Raw genomic sequence first — 22,992 nt, forward strand, 5'->3', positions numbered from 1 at the left:
TCAGGCGCCGCGCTGGCGCATCGCCTCGTAGAGGCACACGCCGCTGGCCACCGAGACGTTCAGGCTCTCGACCGCGCCGGCCATGGGAATGCTCACCAGCTCGTCGCAGGTCTTGCGCGTGAGCTGCCGCATGCCCTCGCCCTCGGCGCCCAGCACCAGCGCCAGGGGGCGCTTGAAGTCGCTCTGGTAGATGGTGCCCGGCGCGTCGTCGCTGGTGCCCACGCACCAGATGTTGCGCTCCTTGAGCTCGTTCAGCGTGCGCGAGAGGTTGGTCACCATGAAGTACGGCACCGTCTCGGCCGCGCCGCTCGCCACCTTGGCCACGGTGGCGTTGATGCCGGCCGCATGGTCCTTGGGTGCGATGACCGCGTGCGCGCCCGCGCCGTCGGCCACGCGCAGGCAGGCGCCGAGGTTGTGCGGGTCGGTCACGCCGTCGAGCACCAGCAGCAGCGGCACGGTGCCGGCCGCCTCGAGGCCTTCGAGCAGTTCGTCGAGCGAATGGATCTGCGCGACGGGTTCCACGCGCGCCACCACGCCCTGGTGGCCGTGGCTGCCGCTGAGCTTGGACAGCCGCAGGCCGTCGGCTTCGACCAGCCGCACACCGGCCTCCTGCGCACGCGCGATGAACTGTTTCATGCGCGCATCGCGCCGGCTGGTGTCGAACATCACTTCGAGCACCGATTTGGGCGCGGTCTTGATGCGCACGCCCACGGCATGGAAGCCGAAGATCACTTTGGGAGAAGACATAGTCCCCCGATTATCGAGTGCGGCGGCGGCTGGCCCTTGAAACCGCCCTTGAAACCGCCCTTGAAACGGCCCATAAACCGGCCCTTGACGCCCGCCGGAACCCGCTGGCGCCTTCAGGCGATGGGCAGACCGCTCAGCGCGCGGGTGCGCTCGTCGTGCAGTTCCTGCACCGCCTTCGCGCTAGGGTGCACGTTCTCGAGCTTGCCCACGCTTTCCAGGTACTGGCAGGCGGCGTGGCCGTCCGCCACCTGTTCGTAGCGCGCGATCCAGGCATCGCGCTCGGCCAGCCGGTCGGGGGCCACCGGCCACACGCCTCGGCGCGGCCGCACGTGTTCGTCGATGCCGATGCGCCAGGGCTTGGCGCTCAGGCGGGCGCGAAAGCAGTTCTGGTTGCGGCACATGCGCGCGTAGACCTTGTCCACGCCCAGCGCATGGAAGCAATCGGCCACGCCGATGTCCGCGGGGTTGAACACGTCGTGCATGGCCAGCAGGCGAAAGCCCGCGGGCGTGCGGTACACGCGCAGGTGCCACTCGGGGTGCTGGTGCATGAAACGCCCGATGCGCTCGGCCGCCTGCTTCTCGAGAATCGGGTTGCCGCTGGGCTCGCCGCGCTTCTTGCGCTGGCCGATGACCCAGGCCACCGCGAACACCACGAAGAAGGCGATCAGCCCGCCCAGCCAGGTCTTGGCGGCCCAGCCCCCGACCACGCCGGCGATCAGCGCGGGCATGAACGCGAAGAGAAACACGCTGGTGCGCAGCGGCTCCTCGAAGTCGATGTCGACGAACAGCACGTCGGGCGTGTTCAGGCAGCGCGCGCCGTAGGTGTTGCGCGTGACGACGGTGTCGCCCTGGCGCTCGACGATTTCCTCGCGGATCGGCACGCCGTCGGCGCCGTTGTAGGCCCGCTTGGGCTCGCGGCGTTCCAGCTTCTCGCCCTGTGCGATGCGCTCGAAGGCCTCGCGCGTGCGCTGGTCGGCATGGGCCTGCGCGGCCAGCGGGCTCTCGTCGGACCAGCCGTAGCGGCGAACGGTGAGCTGCTTGCCGGCCGTGCGCTCCTGGATGCGGCCTTCGGCCCAGAACTGCGGAACGATCATCGCGTCAGATCTCTCCGCCGAAATACAGCCACACCATCAATGCGGCCAGCACCACGATCACCACGGGCAGCCACTTGTAGCCGCTGCCCTGCACCCGGCCCGGCTCCTCGACATGCCGCCGCGGCATGGCCGAGGGGAGCGGCCCGAAGCCGCCGACCGAGGGGTCGTCGTGCTGCTCGACCAGCCGCTTGGCGGCGGCCAGGCCCAGCCCGGTGGCTTCGCGCGTGAGGCGCACGGCCTCGAGCTTGTTGCCCTGCGCCAGCGCCGCGAGCGCGGTCGACGGCATCGCGGCAAAGCCACGGTCTTGCATGGCGGCGCTGGGCGCGCTGCGCCCCTCTGTGGCGCCTTCTTCGTCCCCCGCCTCAATGCGATCGGCATAACGATCGACGGCTTCCTTGGCGGACTTGAGGTCCAGCCCGGTGCGGTCGCGCACGATCTTGATGGCCTCGATCAGCCTTCCGCTCTGCAGCGCGCGAACGGCGTCGGGGGGAAGTTCTTCCATGCGGTCTCCTCGGAAATGCTTTTTTGTCTGCTCTGCTATTTATTTAATAGCTTATCGCGCTTGTCAGGCGGGCGCTACGGCAGCTTTTTCATTAATGGCGACGCGCCCGGCCTCGATGGTGATGCGCCTTTCGCACTGGTCCGCGATGCCGCGGTCGTGCGTGACCAGCACGAGCGTGGTGCCGAGTTCGCGGTTCAGGTCGAACATCAGCCGCATGACCTGCTCGCCGGTGGCGAAGTCGAGGCTGCCAGTGGGCTCGTCGGCCAGCAGCAGCGCCGGCTGCACGACGAAGGCGCGGGCCAGCGCCACGCGCTGCTGCTCGCCGCCCGACAGCACCTTCGGGTAGTGGCCCAGGCGCTGGCCCAGGCCGACGCGGCCCAGCATCTCGGTGGCGGCCTTGCGCGCGTCCTTCCGGTTGGCGAGCTCGAGCGGGAGCATCACGTTTTCCAGCGCGCTCAGGTTGCCCAGCAACTGGAAGCTCTGGAACACGAAGCCCACGCGCTGGGCACGCACCGCGGCGCGCTCGTCCTCGTCGATGGCGAAGATGTCCTCGCCGGCGATGCGCACCGTCCCACGCGTGGGCGTGTCCAGGCCGGCGATGATCGACAGCAAGGTGCTCTTGCCGGAGCCCGAGGCGCCGACGATGGCGGCGGTTTCCCTCGCCCCGAGGGTGAAATCGATGTCCTGCAGAATGTCCAACGTACCGGTCGAGTCGGTGACGGACTTGAAGACATGCTCGACGGCAACAATGGCAACAGACGGGGGTTGGGACATGGAAAGGCTTTGGTTTTGAATCGACGTGACTTTATCTTGACCACCGCCGCGCTTGGCAGCGCGGGGCTATGGACGACCGCGGCGCAGGCCCAGGCTTCGACTCCGACTTCAACTTCGGCAGGCCCGGCAGGCAAGCCGGTGATCCTGGTGCTCGGCGATTCGCTGAGCGCAGAGTACGGCCTGAAGCGCGGCGAAGGCTGGGTACCCTTGCTCGAAAAAAGGCTTGCGCAGCAGAAGGTCGCGGCCACCGTGGTCAACGCCAGCATCAGCGGCGACACCAGCTCCGGCGGACGCTCGCGTTTTCCGTCGCTGCTTGCGCAGCACAAGCCCGGCTACGTGGTGGTCGAGCTGGGCGCCAACGACGCACTGCGCGGGCTCCCGCTGTCGGACACCGAGGCCAACCTGCTGCAGATCACCAAGGCCGCGCAGGCCGCGGGCGCGCAGGTGCTGATCGTCGGCATCCAGGTGCCGCCCAACTACGGCGGCGACTACACGCGGCGCTTCGAGGCGGTGTTCTCGAAGGTGGCGAGCGCGACGAAGTCCGCGCTGGTGCCCTTCCTGCTCAAGGGCATGGCCGACGCGCCCGATGCGACGTCGCTGTTCCAGGCCGACCGCATCCATCCCACGGCCGCGGCGCAGCCTCAGCTGCTGGACAACGTCTGGCCCGAACTGCGCAAGCTGCTGCCCAAATAAAAAACCGCCGCAGGCGCGAACCTGCGGCGGCTTCTTGGTCGGTAGGCCAGGAACGGATCAACCGTTCTTGGTGGGCAACTCGGGCACGGTGGGGGCATCGTGTTCGAGCGAGGCCACGTCGGTCTCCGGGTCTCCGGGAGCCAGCCCGTCGCTGCTCGGGGAGAGTTTGCGATGCGCCTTCTCGCGGAGCTTCTCTTCCTTTTTCTTCTTCTTTGCCAGCTCTTTCTGGCGCTTCTCGTAGCCGTAATTGGGTGTTGCCACTGCTTCTCCTTGGGCGAGGCAGTCAGGGTGACTGCGCGTGGCCTACTGTAAGCGATAACGGTGCAGTCTCAAGACGGTACCCAAAGCACCGCCCCAGGAGCCGGAAGCGATTTTTTACATACGCGCCAGCGCCTGCTGCAGATCGGCGCGCAGGTCGCCCACGTCCTCCAGGCCGATCGAAAAACGAACGAGCGTGCCCTTGTAGGGCCAGCGCGCCACGGTGGCATCGCGCATCAGCCCGATGTCGTAGGGCACCACGAGGCTGATGGGGCCACCCCACGAGTAGCCCAGGCGGAACAGCTTCAGGCTGTCGCAGAAACGGTCGACCTGCTCGGTGCTGTAGCGCGCGTCGAACACCACCGAGAACAGGCCCGCGGCCAGGTCGGTCTCGCCGCACAGTGCGCGCCAGTGCACATGGCCCGGCGAGTCTTCGAGCGCGGGGTGCAGCACCTGCGCAATTTCCTCGCAGCCGTTGAGCCAGCCGGCCAGTTCGCGCGCCGCGCGGTCGTGCGCGGCGTAGCGCAGCGAGATGCTCGGCAGCGAGCGCAGCAGCGTCTCGACGTCGCCCACGCCGATGCCGTAGCCCATGCGCATGTGCGTGAGCTTGAGCGCGCGGTGCAGCCGCTCGTCGCGCGTGACCACGCTGCCCATCAGCACATCGCCGCCACCGCTGGGGTACTTGGTGAGCGCGTGCACCGAGATGTCCACGCCCTGCCCCGTGCCGTTGAAGTCGAAGGGCGCGAAGGCCAGGCCTGCGCCCCAGGTGTTGTCCAGTGCCGTCATCACGCCGCGCGCGCGGCACAGGCCCACCAGCGCCGGCAGGTCGGGAAACTCCATCGTCACCGAGCCCGCCGCCTCGACCCACACCAGCCGCGTGCGCTCCGACAGCTTGGCCGCGAGGTCGGCCGGGTTCATGGCGTCGTACATGCGGTGCGTGATGCCGAAGTTGGCCAGCTCGCCCGTGGCCAATGCCTTGTTGGGGCCGTAGGCGTTGTCGGGAATGAGCACCTCGTCGCCGGTCTTCAGGAAGGCGAAGGCCACCAGCGCGATGGCCGCGAGGCCGCTGGGCACCAGCAGGCATTCGGTGCCGCCTTCGAGCGTGGCCAGGCGCTCCTCGAGCGTGAAGGTGGTGGGCGTGCCGTGCAGGCCGTAGGTGTAGCCGGCCTTGGTCTTCCAGTCGCGCGCGCGCATGGCGGCCACGTCGGCGAAGAACACGGTCGACGCCTTGAACACGCCGGGCTGCGGCGCGGAAAAGGTGGCGGGCGGGGTGTAGGGGTGGTGGATCAGTTGCGTCGAAGGCTTGCTCATGTGCCGATGCTAGCGCGGCACAAGGAACCGAGCCCGAACGTGACTTTCTTTGCGCCGCTGCGAAGTGATGGAAGCGCGGTGCTTTTCATGGCCGCTAGAGTCGCCCTTCCAACAAAAAGGGAGGATTTCCAATGCGTCATTTCTTGATTTCCATGACAGCCGCCGCGGCCTTGTGTGCGTGCGGCGGCGTGAAGAACATCGACTCCGCCGGCCTGGCCGGCGCGGGCGGCAACGCCTTCAAGGCCATGTCGCTCACCGACAGCGATGTGCAGGCCTTGGCGAACCAGTCGTGCGCGGCCATCGACGCCAAGTCGAAGATCGCAGCACCCACCGATGCCTACGGCAAGCGCCTCGAACGCGTGCGCCAGGGGCTGCCCAACACCATCAACGGCCAACCGGCGAGCTACAAGGTCTACCTCACCAAAGACGTGAATGCATGGGCCATGGGCAACGGCTGCATCCGCGTGTACAGCGGCCTGATAGACCTGATGAACGATGACGAGTTGCGTGGCGTGGCGTTATCGGCCACGAAATCGGCCATGTGGCGCTCGGCCACAGCAAGAAGGCCATGCAGACCGCGTACGCCGCATCGGCGGTGCGTGGACTGGCCGGCGCCAGCGGCAATGCGGCGGCAACGACGCTTTCATCGTCGCAGCTCGGCGACTTTGCCGAGAAGCTCGTCAACGCCCAGTTCTCGCAGTCGCAGGAAAGCGATGCCGACAACTATGCCTTCGACCTGCTGACGCAGCAGAAGCTCAAGCGCGAAGGCCTGGTCACCGCGTTCCAGAAACTGGGCAAGCTCAGCGGCGGCAGCAGCAGCAGTTCGATGCTCAGCTCGCACCCCGCTTCCGCGGACCGCGCGGCCCGGATGCAGAAACGCATCGACTCGGGCAAGTAACTGGCGCAGGCCTCGCGCCCGATGCGGGGCGGCAATCAGGTCGCTCCTGGTTGCCGCCCCGCATTGTTTGCGTCATCCTCGGGCCTCGTTCCTCTTCGACAGCGAAAGGCAACCCTCATGGCAATCCACGAGTTGTTTCCGTACCTCTGCGTCCACGACGCGGGCGCAGCCATCGATTTCTATTGCAAGGTGTTCGAGGTGAAGGAGATCTTTCGCCTGACCGAGCCCAGCGGGCGCATCGGCCACGCGGAGCTGGACTTTCACAACGGCGCGATCCTGATGCTGTCGGACGAGTTTGCCGAATACGACATCCGCAGCGCGAAGACGCTGGGCGGCACGGCCGTCACGCTGCACCTGCATGTGGACGATGCCGATGCGGTGGTGGCGCGCGCAGTGGCCGCCGGCGCCACGCTGGACATGGCGCCGCAAGACCAGTTCTATGGGGAGCGATCCGGCGTCTTTCGCGACCCCTTCGGCCATCGCTGGAACGTGGGGCACAGCATCGAGACGCTGACGCCGGAGGAAATGCAGCGGCGCTATACCGCCATGCTGCTCAACCCCGCCGGATGACCCGGCGGGAGTGCGTCGTCAGACCGACCACTTCTCGATGAGCTTCTCGGCGCCCATCGAGTCATAGCCTTCGAAAGGCTGGTGGATCCACGGGTTGGTGGCCAGAAATTCGACCTGGTAGTCGGGCGTGAAGGTCGACAGCGCCTTGGTCCAGATCACGGCGCTGCGCAGCTCGGTGATGGGCGGGTAGTTGTTGCGCAGCATGTCCATCACGGCGTGCAGCGTGTGGCCCGAATCGGCCAGGTCGTCCACCAGCAGTACGCGTCCGGCGATCTCGCCCTTGGGCGTGGTTATGAAGCGCGCGATGTCGAGGTGGCCCTGCACCGTGCCTGCGTCGGCGCGGTACGAGCTGGTCGACATGATGGCCAGCGGCTTGTCGAAGATGCGCGAAAGCACGTCGCCGGGGCGCATGCCGCCACGTGCCAGGCACAGGATGGTGTCGAACTGCCAGCCCGACTGGTGCACCTTGATCGCGAGCTTCTCGATCAGGTTGTGGTACTCGTCGTAGCTGACGTAGAGATGTTTGCCGTCTTCGGTCAACATGGGTGTGGGGTTCCTCTTCAGTCGGCCAGGTAGGGGTGGCGCATCATGATCGTGTGATCGCGGTCGGGGCTGGTCGACACCATGTGGATCGGCACGCCGGTGACTTGCTCGATGCGCTGCAGGTACAGGCGCGCGTTGACGGGCAGCTTGTCGTATTGCGTGACGCCGACGGTGCTTTCGGTCCAGCCTTCGAGGGTTTCGTAGATCGGCGTGCAACGCTCGATCTCGTCCGCGCCCATCGGCAGGATGTCGGTGATTTCGCCATCCAGCTCGTAGCCGGTGCACAGCTCGAGCTTCTCGAGTCCGTCGAGCACGTCGAGCTTGGTGATGCACAGGCCCGACAGGCCGTTGACCTGCGCCGAGCGCTTGAGCAGCGCGGCGTCGAACCAGCCGCAACGGCGGCTGCGGCCGGTGGTCACGCCCTTTTCGGCGCCCACGGTGCTCATGTGATAGCCCGCGGTGCCGGGCGTGGCCCAGTCGAGCTCGGTGGGGAACGGACCGCCGCCCACGCGGGTGCAGTAGGCCTTCGTGATGCCCAGGATGTAGTGCAGCATGCCCGGGCCCACGCCCGAACCGGCGGCGGCATTGCCGGCCACGCAGTTGCTGGAGGTCACGTACGGGTAGGTGCCATGGTCCACATCGAGCAGCGTGCCCTGTGCGCCTTCGAACAGCAGGTTGGCGCCGTTCTTGTGGGCGTCGTTCAGCTCGCGCGACACGTCGGCCATCATGGGCTTGAGCAGTTCGGCATGCTTCATGGCTTCGTCGAACACTTCGTCGAAGTCGATGGCCGGAGCGCTCAGCACCTGCGTCAGCACGTGGTTGTGCAGGTCGAGCAGCACGCGCAGCTTGGCCGCGAAACGCTCGGGGTGCTTCAGGTCCTGCACGCGCAGTGCGCGGCGCGCGATCTTGTCTTCGTAGGCCGGGCCGATGCCGCGGCCGGTCGTGCCGATCTTCTCGATGCCACCCTTTTCGCGGTAGGCCTCGCGGGCGATGTCCAGCGCGGCGTGGAACGGCAGGATCAGCGGGCAGGCCTCGCTGATGCGCAGGCGCGAACGCACCTCGACGCCGGCCTTTTCCAGCCCTTCGATTTCCTCGAAGAGCTTGGCGGCGGACAGCACCACGCCGTTGCCGATGTAGCACTTGACGCCGGGGCGCATGATGCCGCTCGGGATCAGGTGCAACGCGGTTTTCACACCGTTGATGACCAGCGTGTGGCCCGCGTTGTGGCCGCCCTGGAAACGGACCACGCCCTGGGCGCTCTCCGTCAGCCAGTCGACCAGCTTGCCTTTGCCTTCGTCGCCCCATTGGGTACCGACGACGACCACGTTTCTTCCGGTGGTTACGCTCATGCTCGTTCCATTACTTCAAAAATTCAGATCGCTCGGACATTCCACTGGCCCGCTTGCTCGACGAGCTCGCGGTCGCAGTGGAATTCATCGATTTCGCTGCCGTGGCCCGGCAGCACGCAGACTACCGTTTCGCCGGCCTTGCGCAATTGGGCAATCGCCTGACGCAGGCCTGCCGCGTCGCTCCATGGCGCGCGAATGGCCGCGCGCAGCGGCCGCGCCGGCAGCACGCCGACCAGCTCGCGCACGTCGAGGCTGAAGCCGACGGCCGGGCGGTTGCGACCGAACACGGCGCCCACCTCGTCGTAGCGGCCGCCGCGCACCAGCGAGTCGGCCGCGCCGGGCACATAGATGCCGAAGCGCATGCCGCTGTAGTACGCGTAGCCGCGCAAGTCGGCCAGGTCGAAACTGATCTCGCGGCCCTTCACACCGTCGACGCCTTGCAGGCCGGCGGCGAGTTGCTTCAGGTCGGCCAGTGCGGCGGCCACGGCCGGCGTGCCCTTCAAGGCCTTGGCGGCCTCGTCGAGCACCGACGCATCGCCGTACAACTGGACCAGCGCGCGCAGGCCGTCACGGGCCGCGGCGGGGAAATTCTTGGTGAGCGAATCGAGTTCGCTCGCGTCCTTGGCGGCCAGTGCGGCGTGCACGCGGGCCAAGCCGGCGGCGTCGATGGGTACGCCTTCGAACAGCGCACGCACGATGCGGGCATCGGCCAGGTCGACGATCACACCCTCGTCCAGGCCTGCGGCCTGCAGGCAGTCGAGCGCCAGCAGCAGGGTCTCGGTGTCGGCCTCGAGGCCGGCATGGCCATAGATTTCGGCGCCGAACTGCAGCGGCTCGCGGGTCGCATGCGGCCGGTCGGGCCGGGTGTGGAGCACCGGGCCGCAGTAGCACAGGCGGGCCACGCCGTCGCGGTTCAGCAGATGGGCATCGATGCGCGCCACCTGGGGGGTGGTGTCGGCGCGAAGGCCCATGCTGCGGCCGGAGAGCTGGTCGACAAGCTTGAAGGTTTGAAGGTCGAGCGCCTCGCCGGTGCCCGAAAGCAGCGACTCGAGATGCTCGAGCAGCGGCGGCATCACCAGCTCGTAGCCATAGCCACGGGCGGTATCGAGCAGCTGGCGTCGAAGTTCTTCGATGTGGCGCGCCTCGGAAGGCAGCACATCGGCAATGTGATCCGGGAGGACCCAGGCGGACATGGGGATCGGGGGCGTGGTTAAACCGGGATTCTACCGGGACCGCGCTACCCCAAGACCCAGAGCAGTGCCAAACCCAGCAGGACGCTGCAAAGTCCAAAGAAACGAAGCTGGCCGTCGCGCAGCTGCATGAGCTGCCCGAAGCCGCGCCGCCACCCTCCTGGCGAGACGAAAGGCAGGATGCCTTCGATCACCAGGACGAGCGCCAGCGCGCTCCAGAAAGTGTCGGCGCTCACGGCTCCTGGCGAATCAGCGGCGAGGTGCGCTGGCGCCCGATCCCGAGCCTTGCATGGCGCGGAAGAAGTCCGACGACGGGTCGAGCACCATCACGTCGCTCTTCTTGTTGAAGCTCTGCTTGTAGGCGTCGAGGCTGCGGTAGAACTGCGCGAACTGCGGGTCGCGGCCGAACGCGTCGGCATAGGCCGCTGCGGCCTGCGCATCGCCCTCGCCCTTGATCTTCTGCGCATCGCGGTAGGCATTCGCCACGATCACTTCGCGCTGGCGATCAGCGTCGGCTCGGATCTTTTCGCCTTCGGCCGTACCGGTGGAGCGCAGCTCGTTGGCCACGCGCTTGCGCTCGGCTTCCATGCGGCGATAGACCGATTCGGTAATCGCTTCCACATAGTCCACACGCGTGATGCGCACGTCGACCACGTCCACGCCCCAGGGCTTGGCGCCCTTTACCACGGCGAGCACTTCACGCTGCACGTCGGCCATCAGGGCCTCGCGGCGCACCGAGATCAGGTCGCGCACGGTGCGCTTGTTGATGTTTTCCTGGAACGCATTGCGCACCACGCGGTTCAACTGCATGGCGCCCGCGTTCTCGTCGAGGCCGACGTTGCGGATGTAGGCCTGCGGATCGCTGATGCGCCAGCGCACGTACCAGTCGATCACCACGCGCTGCTTTTCGGCGGTCAGCATGGGTTCGGTGTCGAGGCTGGACAGCGTCAGCAGGCGCTTGTCAATGTACGACACGTTCTGGAACGGCGGCGGCAGCTTGAAGTTAAGGCCCGGCTCGGTGATGACCTGCTTGATCTGGCCGAGGGCGTACACCACGCCGAACTGGCGCTGGTCGACCACGAAGAGGGTCGAGCTCAGCAGCACGAGCAAGACGAGGATCGACGAGGCGATGAGTCCGATTCTGTTCATGTTCTTCTAGTCCTTGTTCTTCAGCGCACGTCGCGGTCGCGCGAGCGGCCGTCGCGGGCACGCACGTCACCGGTCACGGGGGCCACGGGAATCACCGAGGACTGGGCCGGCGCGGTGCCGGCGACGTTCGGGCTGGCCGCATCGACCGGCGTGGCCGCTGCGCTGTTGCCGCCCATCTGCATGAGCTTGTCGAGCGGCAGGTAGAGCAGGTTGGAACCCTGCTTGCTGTCGACCAGCACCTTCGTGGTGCTGGCGTAGATCTGCTGCATGGCGTCGGTGTACATGCGGTCGCGCGTCACCTGCGGGGCCTTCTGGTACTCGGCGAGCACGGCGCTGAAGCGGCCTGCATCACCTTGCGCCTGCGCCACGATCCGCGCCTTGTACGCCTCGGACTCTTCCTTCAGGCGCGAAGAGGTACCGGTGGCCAGGGGCACCACGTTGTTGGCGTAAGCCTGGGCTTCATTCTTGGCGCGCTCGCGTTCCTGGCCGGCCTTGAGCACGTCGTCGAACGCGGCCTGCACCTGCTCGGGCGGACGCACACCGCCTTGTTGCAGGTTGATGCCGACCACCTCGACACCGACCTTGTAGCGGTCCAGGATGGTCTGCATCAGCGTGCGCACGCGCGGTGCGATCTGGTCGCGTTCTTCGGCGAGCGCGGCGTCCATTTTCATCTTGCCGACCACTTCGCGCACGGCGGTTTCAGCCACCTGAACGACGGTTTCGGCGGGTGCCTTGCTCTCGTAGAGCCAGGCGCGCGCATCGCTCAGGCGGTACTGCACGGCGAACTTGATCTCAACGATGTTCTCGTCTTCGGTCAGCATCGCCGATTCACGCAGGCCGGTGGAGCGCACGATGGCATCGCGGCCGACGTCGGTGGAGCGGATCTGCGTGGTCACCACCACTTCGTGGCGCTGGATCGGATAAGGCAGGCGCCAGTTGAAGCCCGCGTTCACGGTCGACTTGTAGCGGCCGAACTGCGTAACCACGGCCTGCTGGCCTTCGTTCACGATGAAGAAGCCGGTGCCGAGCCAGATCAGGATCGCCACGGCAGCCACGAGGCCGAGGCCGAATCCTGCGTTTTTCATGTCGGGTTTGTAGCCATTGCCGCCACCGCCGCTGCTGCCGCCGTTGGGGCGGTTGCCGCCGCCCTTGCCACCGAAGAATCCACCGAGCTTGCGATTGAGGTCGCGCCAGAGTTCGTCGAGGTCGGGGGGGCCTTGGTTGGGGCCTTGTCCGCGGGGGCGGTTGTCGTTGTTGTTGCCCGAAGGCGGCGGGGTCGGGGCGCCTGGAGGATTGGCATCGGGGGGCCGATTGCCGGCCGGGCGATCACCGTTGGAGGACGGCTCGTCGCCGCGACCCCATCGGCCATCGTTCAGATTGAACATGCCCAGAAACCCTCTCCACGCTGGCTTTGAATTCATTCGCTTCGTTCTCTTGTCAGTGGCGGGATTGTGCCCAATCAATCGGCGGAATCGTGCAATTCAGCGTCCGCCTCAGGGGTCATCGTATCGGCTACGGAGCCCGACTGCCGGGCGAGTTCGGCGCGCAGCAGCGGCACGCCCTCCCCGCTCCTGGCGCTGAGGAAGATGCGAGGAACCTGCACGCCGTCGATTTCCATCTCGTCCTGCAGATGCAGCGGATGCTGCGCGCTTTCAAGGGCGTCGAGCTTGTTGAATACAAGAAGCTGCGGAACCGCGTCCGCCCCGATGTCCCGCAGCACCGACTGCACCTCGGCCATCTGCTCGGGGTAGTGGGGGTTGGCGGCATCGATCACATGCAGCAGCAGGTCGGCATCGACCGCCTCCTGCAGCGTCGCCTTGAAGGCGTCGACCAGCCCGTGAGGCAGGTCGCGGATGAAGCCCACCGTGTCGGAAATGGACACCTGGCGCCGCGCGTCGCCCAGGTAGAGGTTGCGCGTGGTGGTGTCGAGCGTGGCGAACAGCTGGTCGGCCGCATAGGCGCGGGCCTTCACCAACGCATTGAACAACGACGACTTGCCCGCGTTGGTGTAGCCCACCAGCGAGATGTTGAAGGTCTCGCGGCGCTCGCGCTGGCGGCGCTGCGTGCCCCGCTGCTTCTGCACCTTGGCGAGGCGCTCGCGCGTGCGCTTGATCGACTCGTTGATCATGCGGCGGTCAAGCTCGATCTGCTTTTCGCCCGGGCCGCCGCGCACACCCGCACCGCCGGTCTGGCGCTCCAGGTGGGACCAACGGCGAACAAGGCGCGTGCTGAGGTACTGCAGCCGGGCGAGCTCTACCTGCAGCTTGCCTTCGTGCGAACGCGCGCGTTGGGCGAAGATTTCGAGGATGAGGAAAGTGCGGTCGTAGACGGCAACATCGAGCTGTCGCTCGAGGTTGCGCTGCTGCGCGGGGCTCAGGGACTGGTCGAAGATGACTTCGCTGGCCCTGTGCAGGGCAGCCAGCTCTTTGATTTCTTCGGCCTTGCCGCTGCCAACGAACAATGCGGCGTCGGGGGCCTTGCGCTTGCACGCGAGACGGGCGACAGGCGTGAGGCCCGCGGTCTGCGCGAGCAGGCCGAGTTCCTCGAGTTCGCTGTCGAAATGGGGCAGCCCGAAATCGACGCCGACGAGAACGGCGGCGCCTTCCTGGCGGGGGATCAGTTCAGACAAGCGGGATCAGAATTGGGAAAAAGCGCGGCAGCCGGGGCCGCCGCGCTCCGCGCGATCAGGCAGCAGCGTCGTCGTTCTCGTTGGCCGAGAAGTTGACGGCACGACCCGGCACGATGGTGGAAATGGCGTGCTTGTAGACCATTTGTGTCACCGTGTTGCGAAGCAACACGACGTACTGGTCAAAAGACTCGATCTGGCCTTGCAGCTTGATACCGTTCACCAAATAAATGGAAACCGGCACATGCTCGCGACGCAAAGTGTTCAGAAACGGGTCTTGCAGAAGTTGCCCTTTATTGCTCACGATATTCTCCGTGTTCAAGAGTAGTTGTTGGAGAGATGACCTTAACACAGGGTTTCCGCGCTGCAGCAACCAGGGCGTAAAGCCTTGAGAAAATAACGTCTCTCAAAAGGCGGAACTTCCATGACAGCAGCAAGTCATTGGCCGCCATCAGCAGCCAAGACCCGCAGCGCAGTCAATCGTCCTTGTCGGCGAACGGATTCGCGGAGCTCTTGAACTGGATGCGCAGCGGCGTGCCCACCAGGTCGAACTCCTTGCGGAAGCGCCCTTCAAGGAAGCGCTTGTACGCCTCGGTCACATGTTCGAGCGAATTGCCGTGGATCACGATCACCGGCGGGTTCATGCCCCCCTGGTGCGCATAGCGCAGCTTGGGACGGTACATGCCGCCGCGCTTGGGCGCCTGGAACTGCACCGCCTCCAGCAGCAGCCGGGTCAGCACCGGTGTCGACATCTTGCGGGTGGCCGACTTGTGGGCCTGCGCAATCGCCTGCCACACCGGACCCAGGCCCTGGCGCTTGATGGCCGAGATGAAATGCAGCGCCGCGAACTTCAAGAACGGCAACCGTGTCTCGATCTGCCGCTGGATCTGCTCGCGCTGGTAGCTGTCGACCGCGTCCCACTTGTTGATGGCGATCACCACGGCGCGTCCGCTCTCGAGGATGTAGCCCGCGATGTGCGCGTCCTGGTCGGTCACGCCTTGCGTGGCATCCAGCAGCAGCAGCACGACGTTGGCCGACTCGATGGCCTGCAGCGTTTTGACCACCGAGAACTTCTCGATGGCTTCGAACACCTTGCCCTTGCGACGCAGGCCGGCCGTGTCGATCAGTTCGAAGCGTTGACCGTTGCGCTCGAACGGCACCGAAATGGCGTCGCGCGTGGTGCCAGGCATGTCGAAGGCCACCAGGCGCTCTTCGCCCAGCCAGGTGTTGATCAGCGTCGACTTGCCCACGTTGGGCCGGCCGGCGACGGCCAGCTTGATGGGCTTGTTGACGTCGTCTTCGTCGGCATCGTCTTCCGGGTCGGCCAGGTTCAGCGGCGCGAGCGCCAGTTCGACCAGGTCACGCATGCCCTGCCCGTGCGCCGCCGACACGCCGTAGACGTCGCCGAAACCGAGTTCGTAGAAGTCCACGAGCTTGGTGCCGTCGTGCATGCCCTCGGCCTTGTTGGCCGCCAGCACGCAGGGCTTGCCCAGGCGGCGCAGCTCGTTGGCGATGTCGTGGTCCTGCGCGGAGAGGCCTTCGCGGGCATCGACCACGAAGATCACCACATCGGCCTCGGCCACGGCCTGCCGCGTCTGCTTGGCCATTTCCTTGTAGATGCCGCTGCCGGCGTCGGGCTCGAAGCCACCGGTGTCGATGACGATGAACTCGTGCTTGCCAAGGCGACCATTGCCGTAGTGGCGGTCGCGCGTAAGGCCGGCGAAGTCGGCGACGATGGCGTCGCGCGTCTGCGTCAGGCGGTTGAAGAGGGTCGACTTGCCAACATTGGGCCGCCCGACCAGGGCCACGACCGGCTTCATGGCCGGCCTTTCGATGGCGCGGTTTTCATGATCGGGCCTTGCAAAAAGTAAAAGTTATTCAGGGCGATAGCCAAACACGCCACCCTTGGCAGTCACGACCACGACCGTGTTGCCGGTCAGCACCGGCGTGACGGTGATGGCGGAGCCATCGGGCGTGACGCGGTTGAGCAGCGCACCGTCTTCGCGCGACACGAAATGCAGCGTGCCGGTGCCTTCGCCGATGATCAGCGAGCGCCCCACGGCCAGCGGTGCGGTCAGCACGCGGTTCTTCAAGCGCGACATCTGCCACGCGCGTTCGCCGTCCGCACGGCGCCATGCCACGACGCTGCCGTCGGATTCGGTGCCGTACACGAAGCGCTCGTCGCCGCTCACGCCGTCGGCGCCAGAAGCCGGCTTGCTCCACACCAGCGAACCGCGCACGGTCTCGACGCAGCCCACGCTGGCGTAGTACGCCCGTGCGCAGACCGTGTCGCCATAGCGGCTCACGCTGCCGGTCAGGTCGACCAGGCGCTCGACGTCGTTGGTGCCGCGGGGCGCCGCGATGGGCGACTCCCAGCGCGAAGTGCCGTTGGCCGGATTGATGCCGACCAGGCGCCCGCCGATGCCGGCGACCAGCGTGTCGCCCACGGCGATCAGCACGCCCGACTTGCGCAGCACAAGGTTTTCACCGGTGCGTTGCTGGATCCAGAGGCGGCGGCCGCTCTGGCCGTCCCAGGCGCTCAGGCTGCGGTCGGCGGTTTGCACGAACACGCGGCGGCCTGCCACCAGCGGTGCCGTGAAGGCCTGGGCCGTGAGCTTCTGCTTCCACAGCACCTTGCCGTTCTCGAGCGCGACCAGTTCGTTGTTGGCGGTGACGACCGCGGCCAGCGTGCCGTCGCTGCCGACACCAGCGGCCAGCGGCGCGCCGACGCTGGCACGCCAGGTCTCGCGGCCCGCACGGGCGTCGATGGCGACCACCGTACCGTCGCTGCCGGCCACGGTGACGATGTCGCCGCTGACGTCGGTGGTCAGCGGAAACTTCACCTCCGGAATGCGCACGGTCCAGGCCTGGCGAACGCCCACCAGGGCCGGGTTCGCCGGGAGTTCTTCGGGCTTGGGCTTGGCGCTGCCCGAGCAGGCGGCGAGGAAGGCAACCAAAACAAGGGCTGATCCCGCACGCAGGGCGGTCGATTCAGGCATGAAACGCTTGAAATTCATGATGCGGTCAGGGAGTTTTGGGGGCTGCGGGGGTAACGGTGACGACGGGCGCCAGGCTCTTCGGGTCGACGCCGACCGCGTTGAGCTTGATCTCGACCAGGCGGCGATAGTCGGAGGTGGCGCCCAGACCGGTCCAGGCCTTGCGGTATTCGGTTTGCGCCTCGGCGCGCTTGCCCTGCGCCAGGTAGATGTCGCCCTTGCGGTCGGCCACCAGCGGCTCGAATTCCTTGGGCACGCTGCCGTCGAGCTGCTTGAGCGCATCGTCGTACGACTTGCTGTCGAGCAGTTCGGCTGCAAGGCGCAGCTTGGCGATGGCCTGGTAGCCCGGGTCGACGGCGCTTTGCGCCACCCACGTGAGCGCGGCGCGCGAGCCTTCGGTGTTGCCCTTCTCGTACAGCGTCTTGGCGACCAGCAGGCCGGCCTGTTGCGCGTAGGCGGTGGAGGCGAAGCGTTCCTTCATGTCGCCCAGCACGCGCTGGATGCGCTCGACGTCGCCGGACTGCGTGCTGCGCTCGACCTCGTCGTAAAGGGCTGCGGCCTGCGTTGCCTTGCTGCGCTGGTAGTACTGCCAGCCGTTCCAGGCCACGAAGGCGCCGGCGACGAGCAGCACGGCCCAGGTGATCAGGGTGCCGTAGGTGTTCCAGAAATGCTTGAGCTGGTCGAGCTGTTCCTGTTCTTCGAGGTCGAGATGGGTTGCCATGCGCTGTCAGGTGTTGGGAGCCGGCGATTGTAGGGTGACGGCCCAGGCGGCCACTTCTGCGAGAGGCCGTGCGGTCTGCGGGACGCTCGCGTCGCGCAACGCTTTCAGAGTCACTTCGCCGCGCGCAAGTTCATCGGCGCCGAAGATCAGCGCGTGGGTGGCACCGCTGGCGTCGGCCTTCTTCATCTGTGACTTGAAGCTGGCGAGGCCTTCGGCGGTGGCGCCGTGCATCTGCACGCGCACACCGGCTTCGCGCAACTGCTGCAGCGTGCGCAGCACGACGGGCATCGAGGCGGCGTCGGGCACGATGGCGTAGGCATCAGGCACCGGCGTCGGCACGTTGGCGCCTTGCTCCTTGAGCAGGTCGAGCACGCGCTCCACGCCCATCGCCCAGCCCACGGCCGGTGCGGGCTTGCCGCCGATCTGCACGATCAGGTCGTCGTAGCGGCCGCCGGCGCACACGGTGCCCTGCGCGCCGAGGCGGTCGGTGACGAACTCGAACACCGAGAGGTTGTAGTAGTCGAGCCCGCGCACCAGGCGCGGGTTGATGGTGAACGCAATGTCGTTCGCTTTGAGGATGGCTTGCAGCCCCTCGAAGTGCGCGAGCGACTCGGCACCGAGAAAATCGATCAGCTTCGGCGCCGACTCGACCACGTCCTTCATGGCCGGGTTCTTCGTGTCGAGGATGCGCAGCGGGTTGCTGTGCAGGCGGCGCTTGCCGTCCTCGTCGAGCTTGTCGGCGTGCTGCTCGAAGTGGGCGATCAGCTGCGCGCGATGCTGCGCACGCTCGGCGGGCTGGCCCAGGCTGTTGAGCTCGAGGCGCACATCGGTCAGGCCGATGACCTTCCAGAGCGCGCTGGCCAGCAGGATCAGCTCGGCATCCACATCCGGGCCAGCGAAGCCCAGGGCCTCGGCGCCGATCTGGTGGAACTGCCGATAGCGCCCACGCTGCGGCTTCTCGCGGCGGAACATCGGGCCCGTGTACCAGAGGCGCTTGGGGCCGTCGTAGAGCATGTTGTGCTCGATCACCGCGCGCACCAGGCCGGCGGTGTTCTCGGGCCGCATCGCCAGGTGCTCGGACTGGCCGTGCTTGTCGGAGCGGTCTTCGAAGGCGTACATCTCCTTCTCGACGATGTCCGTCACCTCGCCGATGCCGCGCACGAACAGCGCGGTGTGCTCCAGGATGGGCGTGCGCACGTTGCGGTATGCAAAGCGCCCCATCAGGTCGCGCACGGTGGCCTCGAGCCACTCCCAGCGCGCCGATTCAGGCGGCAATATGTCATTCATGCCCTTGACGGCATTCAATTTGTCAGCCATGGATCCTGCGGAGGTGTCAGGCCGCGACAGCGTGTTCGCCGCCGAAGCGCTTTTCGATGTAGGTTTCGACGAGTTGATGGAACTCGTTGGCGATATTGTCGCCGCGCAGCGTAAGGGCCTTTTCGCCGTCGATGAAGACCGGCGCGGCCGGCGCCTCGCCGGTGCCGGGCAGGCTGATGCCGATGTCCGCGTGCTTGCTCTCGCCGGGGCCGTTGACGATGCAGCCCATGACGGCCACCTTCAGCGTCTCCACGCCCGGGTACTTCTTGCGCCAGACCGGCATCTGCAGGCGCAGGTAGTCGTCGATCTGCTTGGCCAGCTCCTGGAACGTGGTGCTGGTGGTGCGGCCGCAGCCCGGGCAGGCCGTGACGCTGGGCACGAACACGCGCAGGCCGAGGGCCTGCAGGATTTCGTTGGCAATGAGCACTTCCTGCGTGCGCGACTCGCCCGGCTGCGGCGTGAGCGACACGCGAATGGTGTCGCCGATGCCTTCCTGCAGCAGGATCGACAGCGCCGTGGCCGAAGCCACCGTGCCCTTGGTGCCCATGCCGGCCTCGGTCAGGCCCAGGTGCAGCGGGTTGTCACAGCGGCGGGCCAGTTCGCGGTAGACCGAGATCAGGTCCTGCACGCCGCTGACCTTGCACGACAGGATGACCTGGTTGCCGGCCATGCCCATCGACTCGGCCAGCTTGGCGGACTCGATGGCCGAGGTGATCAGCGCCTCGTACATCACTTGCTTGGCGTCCCACGGCTGGGCGCGCTGGCTGTTGGTATCCATCAGGCTGGCGAGCAGTTCCTGGTCGAGGCTGCCCCAGTTCACGCCGATGCGCACCGGCTTGTTCCAGCGCATGGCGGCGTCGATCATCTGGCCGAACTGCTTGTCCTTCTTGTCGCCCTTGCCCACGTTGCCGGGGTTGATGCGGTACTTGCTCAGCGCCTCGGCGCAGGCCGGATAGTCGGTGAGCAGGCGGTGGCCGTTGTAGTGAAAGTCGCCGATCAGCGGCACGTCGATGCCCATGCGGTCGAGCTGCTCGCGGATGTACGGCACCTGCGCCGCGGCTTCGGGCGTGTTGACGGTGATGCGGACCATCTCGGAGCCGGCGATGGCCAGCTCCTTCACCTGGATCGCCGTGCCGATGGCATCGACGGTGTCGGTGTTGGTCATGGACTGCACGCGCACAGGAGCGTCGCCGCCCACCGTGACCACGCGCGGGCCCCAGGTCACGCTGGCCTGGCGCGAGCGGCGCGCCTTGGGGGCAGCCGCTTCAATGGGAACGGGCAGGCACTCGTCGGTCATGACTTCACCTCGAAACGCGCCACGCCACCGTTCTTGGTGACGGGCTTCAAATCGTAAGGCTGGCCGCGCACCTGAACATCGACGCTCGATGCGCGACCGACCACCACCGACAACGGCAGCGTGCCCGACAGGCCCAGCGTTTCGCCGGCCTTCAAGCTGCGGCGCAGCAGCTGCTTGCCGCCGGCCTCGGTCACCGTGACCCAGCATTCTTCACGCGCCACGAAAACGAGTTGCTGGCTGCTGCTTTCGGCAGCCGCCGTGGGCGCGGACGCTGCGGCGGCCGGCGTCATGGCAACGGGGGCCGCGGCCGATGGCGACTGCACCGCCGGTCCACTGGGCGCCACGGCCTGCACGGGAGCGGTTTCGGCGGTCACGCCGCCAGCAGGCGCCGTGCCGGTAGCAGATGCGTCGGTGCCAGAGCCCGCGTCGGAACCGCTGTGCGCGGTGAGCCTGGAGACGGAAGCGCCGATCTGGTCGAACACCGACTGGGGCAGCCAGAACAGCGCGCCCGCGCCGATGAGCAGCAACACCACCACCGTGAGCAATGCACGCGACGGCAGTCCGCTCGAACGGTTGCTGCTGCCGCTCCAGCGCGGCGTGCCCGACGAGATGCGCGAGTTGAGCGTGCGGTCGGACTCGGCCAGCGACACCTTCTGCGTGGTGGGCAGCTTGGCCAGCACCGGCGCCGGGTCGATGCGCAATGCGCGGCAGACGCTGCTGGCCAGGGCACGTGCAAACACCGGATCGGGCAGCGACGCGATGTCGTCCGCCTCGAGCGCCAGCAGTTTCTGCGGCGGCACCTTGAGCGCGGCGGCCACCATTTCGATGTGCAGGCCGTGGGCCTCGCGCGCCTCGCGAAGCAGGTCGCCAGCCGTCTTGTGCGTGATGTCGCCTTCTTCGAGTGCCTGTGCCACAGAAGTGCCGAACTCCGAAACCCGATCAGTCATTGAGATTCCCGCGCTCGTACGCCGTTGCCTCCCGCGACTGGGGGAAGCGTCGTTGCAATTGACCACCCAACTGCGCGGCGGCTTCGCGGTTGTTGAGCTTTCGTTCGATCTTGATGCCGAGCGCGAGCGTCTCGGCGCTGGCCGACGCGCTGTTGTTCACGCGGCGAATGTAGAACTGCGCGCGCGACCATTCCTCGCGCTGCGCCAGCACTGAGGCCAGATTGAAGCCGACCACCGGGTTGCTGGCATCGATTTCGTAGGCCTGCATCAGGCTGCGCTCGGCCTGCACGCGCTGGCCGGCCTTGAGCTCGCACACGCCCTGCGTCATCAGCGTCTTGGCGCGGTCGGGGTAGCTGGGCACGGCCAGTGCCTCGTTGAACTGCGCCGCGGCGTCGCCGTAGCGGTTCTGCTGGCACAGGAGCCAGCCGTAGTTGTGGCGCGCATTGGCGTCGCGCGGGTTGATGGCGATGGCGCGACGGAAGCTGTCTTCCGCCAGCCCGGCGTCGTCCAGTCGCATGTAGACCAGGCCGCGCAGGTTGTAGGCGTCGGCGTTGTTGGGGTCGGCGGCAAGCGCCTGCTTGATCTCGTCAAGCGCCACGGTGGTCTGGCCCTGCTCGAAATAGCCCGAGGCCAACTCCATCCGCAGCCGCGCACGGCGCTGGCGCGAGCTTTCGTCGGACTCGGTCACGATCTCCACGCCCTTGCCGGAGCTGCTGTCGGCCAGGCTGGTCGTGGTGGTGCGCGTGTTCACGCAGCCCGAGAGCAGAAACGCCACGGCGACGCCGGCAAAGCTCGCGGCAAGCAGCCGCGGCGCGCTCACGGTCGTCATCGAAAAGGCCATGCTCATGGGGTCAGTGCTCCTGGGGAACGGTCTTGCGAGTCGGATGCAGAACGATGGGGCGCTCGGCCGCACGGCGCTGGGCCATGCGCTCGGCGGCGCGGGTGCGGTCCTTGACGTCGCCGGCCAGCTGGCCGCAGGCGGCGTCGATGTCGTCGCCGCGCGTCTTGCGCACCGTGGTCACCAGCCCTGCTTCGCTCAGCATCTTCGCGAACGCCAGCACGCGCGGCTGCGGCGAGCGCAGCAGGCCGGAGGCCGGGAACGGGTTGAACGGAATCAGGTTGAACTTGCACGACACGTCGTGCTTGCGCACGAGCTCGATCAGCTGGCGCGCGTGCTCAGGCTGGTCGTTCACACCGTCGAGCATGCAGTACTCGAAGGTGATGAAGTCGCGCGGCGCATGCACCAGGTAGCGCTTGCAGGCTTCGAGCAGCTCGGCGATGGGGTACTTGCGGTTGAGCGGCACCAGGTCGTCGCGCAGCGCGTCGTTGGGCGCGTGCAGCGACACGGCCATGGCCACGGCGCAATCGGTGCCCAGGCGGTCGATCATCGGCACCACGCCGGAGGTCGACACCGTTACGCGGCGGCGCGACAGCCCGTAGGCGTTGTCGTCGAGCATGGTGCGCAGTGCGGGCACCAGCGCCGAGTAGTTCTGCAGCGGCTCACCCATGCCCATCATCACCACGTTGGAGATGACGCGCTCGCTGCGCTTGAGGTGCTTGCGAAGGAAGTGCTCGGCAAACCACAGCTGGGCGATGATTTCGCCCGTGCCGAGGTTGCGGCTGAAGCCCTGATGCCCGGTCGAGCAAAAGCGGCAACCGACCGCACAGCCGGCTTGGGACGACACGCACAGGGTGCCGCGGTCGTCCTCGGGAATGAATACGGCTTCGACGGCATTGCCGTCGCCGACGTCGAACAGCCACTTGATCGTGCCGTCCTTGGATTCGTGCTGCGTGACGACCGGCAGGGCCTCCACGCGCGCGGTGGTCGCGAGCTTTTCTCGCAGCGACTTCGCCAGATCGGTCATCTGGGTGAAATCGCTCGCGCCACGCTGGTGGATCCAGCGATACAACTGCGTGGCGCGGAATTTTTTCTCGCCGAGTTTTTCGCAGAACGCAGCCACCCCCTCGAGATCGAAGTCGAGCAGATTGACTGTGGTCATGGAATCGGTC

Annotated in this window: 24 protein-coding genes and 1 pseudogene; 3 read left to right on the forward strand and 22 right to left on the reverse strand. The window is 66.8% G+C overall.

What is annotated here, in order from left to right; genetic code table 11:
* The 4 genes from rlmB to AB6807_RS25205 form a co-directional block, all read right to left on the reverse strand.
* On the reverse strand, positions 1-747 hold the full coding sequence (gene rlmB, locus AB6807_RS25190; RefSeq protein WP_116907310.1) for a 23S rRNA (guanosine(2251)-2'-O)-methyltransferase RlmB: 747 nt from the start codon (positions 745-747) through the stop codon (positions 1-3).
* Between the two features lie 113 nt (positions 748-860).
* Positions 861-1,841 (reverse strand): hypothetical protein, encoded by a 981-nt coding sequence (locus tag AB6807_RS25195; RefSeq protein WP_371086690.1) that lies wholly within the window; start codon positions 1,839-1,841, stop codon positions 861-863.
* Between the two features lie 4 nt (positions 1,842-1,845).
* Positions 1,846-2,343 carry a hypothetical protein gene (locus AB6807_RS25200; RefSeq protein WP_371086691.1) on the reverse strand — a complete coding sequence of 166 codons (498 nt, stop codon included), beginning with the start codon at positions 2,341-2,343 and terminating at the stop codon, positions 1,846-1,848.
* A gap of 63 nt (positions 2,344-2,406) precedes the next feature.
* Positions 2,407-3,117: an ABC transporter ATP-binding protein gene (locus AB6807_RS25205; RefSeq protein WP_116907307.1), complete on the reverse strand. Its 711-nt coding sequence runs from the start codon at positions 3,115-3,117 to the stop codon at positions 2,407-2,409.
* 36 nt (positions 3,118-3,153) lie between these two features.
* Here AB6807_RS25205 and AB6807_RS25210 point away from each other — a divergent pair, with 36 nt between their 5' ends.
* A complete protein-coding gene (locus AB6807_RS25210) occupies positions 3,154-3,810 on the forward strand; it encodes an arylesterase (RefSeq protein WP_371086692.1) in 657 nt (218 codons plus the stop codon).
* 57 nt (positions 3,811-3,867) lie between these two features.
* Here the strand turns inward: AB6807_RS25210 and AB6807_RS25215 are convergent, their stop codons facing one another.
* Together AB6807_RS25215 and AB6807_RS25220 are read right to left on the reverse strand one after the other, a co-directional pair.
* A complete protein-coding gene (locus tag AB6807_RS25215; RefSeq protein ID WP_116907305.1) occupies positions 3,868-4,071 on the reverse strand; it encodes a hypothetical protein in 204 nt (67 codons plus the stop codon).
* A 114-nt stretch (positions 4,072-4,185) separates the two neighbouring features.
* The gene (locus AB6807_RS25220; protein ID WP_371086693.1) at positions 4,186-5,379 is read right to left on the reverse strand and encodes a PLP-dependent transferase; all 1,194 of its coding nucleotides are present in this window, start codon (positions 5,377-5,379) and stop codon (positions 4,186-4,188) included.
* 131 nt (positions 5,380-5,510) lie between these two features.
* Here AB6807_RS25220 and AB6807_RS25225 point away from each other — a divergent pair.
* Positions 5,511-6,277, forward strand: a pseudogene (locus AB6807_RS25225) (M48 family metalloprotease).
* A 117-nt stretch (positions 6,278-6,394) separates the two neighbouring features.
* Positions 6,395-6,847, forward strand: a complete 453-nt coding sequence (locus AB6807_RS25230) for a VOC family protein (RefSeq protein WP_371086694.1) — start codon at positions 6,395-6,397, stop codon at positions 6,845-6,847.
* Positions 6,848-6,865: 18 nt separating this feature from the next.
* Here AB6807_RS25230 and AB6807_RS25235 read toward each other — a convergent pair whose 3' ends face one another.
* The 16 genes from AB6807_RS25235 to rlmN all read right to left on the reverse strand — a co-directional run bounded on the left by AB6807_RS25235 (position 6,866) and on the right by rlmN (position 22,982).
* Positions 6,866-7,390, reverse strand: a complete 525-nt coding sequence (locus tag AB6807_RS25235; protein WP_081269111.1) for a phosphoribosyltransferase — start codon at positions 7,388-7,390, stop codon at positions 6,866-6,868.
* A gap of 17 nt (positions 7,391-7,407) precedes the next feature.
* Positions 7,408-8,739: an adenylosuccinate synthase gene (locus tag AB6807_RS25240; protein WP_116907301.1), complete on the reverse strand. Its 1,332-nt coding sequence runs from the start codon at positions 8,737-8,739 to the stop codon at positions 7,408-7,410.
* A gap of 23 nt (positions 8,740-8,762) precedes the next feature.
* Positions 8,763-9,932, reverse strand: coding sequence for an ATP phosphoribosyltransferase regulatory subunit (locus tag AB6807_RS25245; protein WP_371086695.1), 1,170 nt, complete (start codon positions 9,930-9,932; stop codon positions 8,763-8,765).
* 44 nt (positions 9,933-9,976) lie between these two features.
* Complete coding sequence (locus AB6807_RS25250; RefSeq protein WP_371086696.1) at positions 9,977-10,165, reverse strand: DUF2065 domain-containing protein; 189 nt, start codon at positions 10,163-10,165, stop codon at positions 9,977-9,979.
* A 13-nt stretch (positions 10,166-10,178) separates the two neighbouring features.
* The gene (gene hflC, locus AB6807_RS25255) at positions 10,179-11,078 is read right to left on the reverse strand and encodes a protease modulator HflC (RefSeq protein ID WP_116907299.1); all 900 of its coding nucleotides are present in this window, start codon (positions 11,076-11,078) and stop codon (positions 10,179-10,181) included.
* A 20-nt stretch (positions 11,079-11,098) separates the two neighbouring features.
* Positions 11,099-12,463: an FtsH protease activity modulator HflK gene (gene hflK, locus AB6807_RS25260; RefSeq protein ID WP_371086697.1), complete on the reverse strand. Its 1,365-nt coding sequence runs from the start codon at positions 12,461-12,463 to the stop codon at positions 11,099-11,101.
* A 74-nt stretch (positions 12,464-12,537) separates the two neighbouring features.
* A complete protein-coding gene (gene hflX / locus AB6807_RS25265; RefSeq protein ID WP_371086698.1) occupies positions 12,538-13,707 on the reverse strand; it encodes a GTPase HflX in 1,170 nt (389 codons plus the stop codon).
* 55 nt (positions 13,708-13,762) lie between these two features.
* Positions 13,763-14,008: an RNA chaperone Hfq gene (hfq, locus tag AB6807_RS25270; RefSeq protein ID WP_056582504.1), complete on the reverse strand. Its 246-nt coding sequence runs from the start codon at positions 14,006-14,008 to the stop codon at positions 13,763-13,765.
* A 172-nt stretch (positions 14,009-14,180) separates the two neighbouring features.
* On the reverse strand, positions 14,181-15,524 hold the full coding sequence (gene der, locus AB6807_RS25275; protein WP_371086699.1) for a ribosome biogenesis GTPase Der: 1,344 nt from the start codon (positions 15,522-15,524) through the stop codon (positions 14,181-14,183).
* A gap of 54 nt (positions 15,525-15,578) precedes the next feature.
* Positions 15,579-16,721: an outer membrane protein assembly factor BamB gene (gene bamB / locus AB6807_RS25280; RefSeq protein ID WP_371086700.1), complete on the reverse strand. Its 1,143-nt coding sequence runs from the start codon at positions 16,719-16,721 to the stop codon at positions 15,579-15,581.
* 7 nt (positions 16,722-16,728) lie between these two features.
* Positions 16,729-17,421, reverse strand: a complete 693-nt coding sequence (locus AB6807_RS25285) for a tetratricopeptide repeat protein (protein WP_116907294.1) — start codon at positions 17,419-17,421, stop codon at positions 16,729-16,731.
* A gap of 6 nt (positions 17,422-17,427) precedes the next feature.
* Complete coding sequence (gene hisS / locus AB6807_RS25290; RefSeq protein ID WP_371086701.1) at positions 17,428-18,738, reverse strand: histidine--tRNA ligase; 1,311 nt, start codon at positions 18,736-18,738, stop codon at positions 17,428-17,430.
* A gap of 16 nt (positions 18,739-18,754) precedes the next feature.
* Positions 18,755-20,035 carry a flavodoxin-dependent (E)-4-hydroxy-3-methylbut-2-enyl-diphosphate synthase gene (gene ispG, locus AB6807_RS25295; protein WP_371086702.1) on the reverse strand — a complete coding sequence of 427 codons (1,281 nt, stop codon included), beginning with the start codon at positions 20,033-20,035 and terminating at the stop codon, positions 18,755-18,757.
* Positions 20,032-20,982, reverse strand: a complete 951-nt coding sequence (locus AB6807_RS25300) for a helix-turn-helix domain-containing protein (protein ID WP_371086703.1) — start codon at positions 20,980-20,982, stop codon at positions 20,032-20,034. Before AB6807_RS25300 ends, ispG begins: the two co-directional genes overlap by 4 nt.
* Positions 20,975-21,829 (reverse strand): type IV pilus biogenesis/stability protein PilW, encoded by an 855-nt coding sequence (pilW, locus tag AB6807_RS25305; RefSeq protein WP_371086704.1) that lies wholly within the window; start codon positions 21,827-21,829, stop codon positions 20,975-20,977. The genes AB6807_RS25300 and pilW overlap by 8 nt, the downstream gene beginning before the upstream one ends.
* A gap of 4 nt (positions 21,830-21,833) precedes the next feature.
* The gene (gene rlmN, locus AB6807_RS25310) at positions 21,834-22,982 is read right to left on the reverse strand and encodes a 23S rRNA (adenine(2503)-C(2))-methyltransferase RlmN (protein WP_371086705.1); all 1,149 of its coding nucleotides are present in this window, start codon (positions 22,980-22,982) and stop codon (positions 21,834-21,836) included.
* Positions 22,983-22,992 lie beyond the last annotated feature (10 nt).

Origin of the sequence: Variovorax sp. RCC_210, from assembly GCF_041355175.1 — a bacterium.
Lineage (GTDB): Bacteria > Pseudomonadota > Gammaproteobacteria > Burkholderiales > Burkholderiaceae_C > Variovorax.

What these genes read in the sequence shown, in the direction of transcription:
- rlmB (WP_116907310.1), bottom strand. Translation starts at nt 747, where the DNA reads ATGTCTTCTCCCAAAGTGATCTTCGGCTTCCATGCCGTGGGCGTGCGC.
- AB6807_RS25195 (WP_371086690.1), bottom strand. Translation starts at nt 1,841, where the DNA reads ATGATCGTTCCGCAGTTCTGGGCCGAAGGCCGCATCCAGGAGCGCACG.
- AB6807_RS25200 (WP_371086691.1), bottom strand. Translation starts at nt 2,343, where the DNA reads ATGGAAGAACTTCCCCCCGACGCCGTTCGCGCGCTGCAGAGCGGAAGG.
- AB6807_RS25205 (WP_116907307.1), bottom strand. Translation starts at nt 3,117, where the DNA reads ATGTCCCAACCCCCGTCTGTTGCCATTGTTGCCGTCGAGCATGTCTTC.
- AB6807_RS25220 (WP_371086693.1), bottom strand. Translation starts at nt 5,379, where the DNA reads ATGAGCAAGCCTTCGACGCAACTGATCCACCACCCCTACACCCCGCCC.
- AB6807_RS25230 (WP_371086694.1), top strand. Translation starts at nt 6,395, where the DNA reads ATGGCAATCCACGAGTTGTTTCCGTACCTCTGCGTCCACGACGCGGGC.
- AB6807_RS25235 (WP_081269111.1), bottom strand. Translation starts at nt 7,390, where the DNA reads ATGTTGACCGAAGACGGCAAACATCTCTACGTCAGCTACGACGAGTAC.
- AB6807_RS25240 (WP_116907301.1), bottom strand. Translation starts at nt 8,739, where the DNA reads ATGAGCGTAACCACCGGAAGAAACGTGGTCGTCGTCGGTACCCAATGG.
- AB6807_RS25245 (WP_371086695.1), bottom strand. Translation starts at nt 9,932, where the DNA reads ATGTCCGCCTGGGTCCTCCCGGATCACATTGCCGATGTGCTGCCTTCC.
- hflC (WP_116907299.1), bottom strand. Translation starts at nt 11,078, where the DNA reads ATGAACAGAATCGGACTCATCGCCTCGTCGATCCTCGTCTTGCTCGTG.
- hflK (WP_371086697.1), bottom strand. Translation starts at nt 12,463, where the DNA reads ATGTTCAATCTGAACGATGGCCGATGGGGTCGCGGCGACGAGCCGTCC.
- der (WP_371086699.1), bottom strand. Translation starts at nt 15,524, where the DNA reads ATGAAGCCGGTCGTGGCCCTGGTCGGGCGGCCCAATGTTGGCAAGTCG.
- bamB (WP_371086700.1), bottom strand. Translation starts at nt 16,721, where the DNA reads ATGAATTTCAAGCGTTTCATGCCTGAATCGACCGCCCTGCGTGCGGGA.
- AB6807_RS25285 (WP_116907294.1), bottom strand. Translation starts at nt 17,421, where the DNA reads ATGGCAACCCATCTCGACCTCGAAGAACAGGAACAGCTCGACCAGCTC.
- hisS (WP_371086701.1), bottom strand. Translation starts at nt 18,738, where the DNA reads ATGGCTGACAAATTGAATGCCGTCAAGGGCATGAATGACATATTGCCG.
- ispG (WP_371086702.1), bottom strand. Translation starts at nt 20,035, where the DNA reads ATGACCGACGAGTGCCTGCCCGTTCCCATTGAAGCGGCTGCCCCCAAG.
- AB6807_RS25300 (WP_371086703.1), bottom strand. Translation starts at nt 20,982, where the DNA reads ATGACTGATCGGGTTTCGGAGTTCGGCACTTCTGTGGCACAGGCACTC.
- pilW (WP_371086704.1), bottom strand. Translation starts at nt 21,829, where the DNA reads ATGAGCATGGCCTTTTCGATGACGACCGTGAGCGCGCCGCGGCTGCTT.
- rlmN (WP_371086705.1), bottom strand. Translation starts at nt 22,982, where the DNA reads ATGACCACAGTCAATCTGCTCGACTTCGATCTCGAGGGGGTGGCTGCG.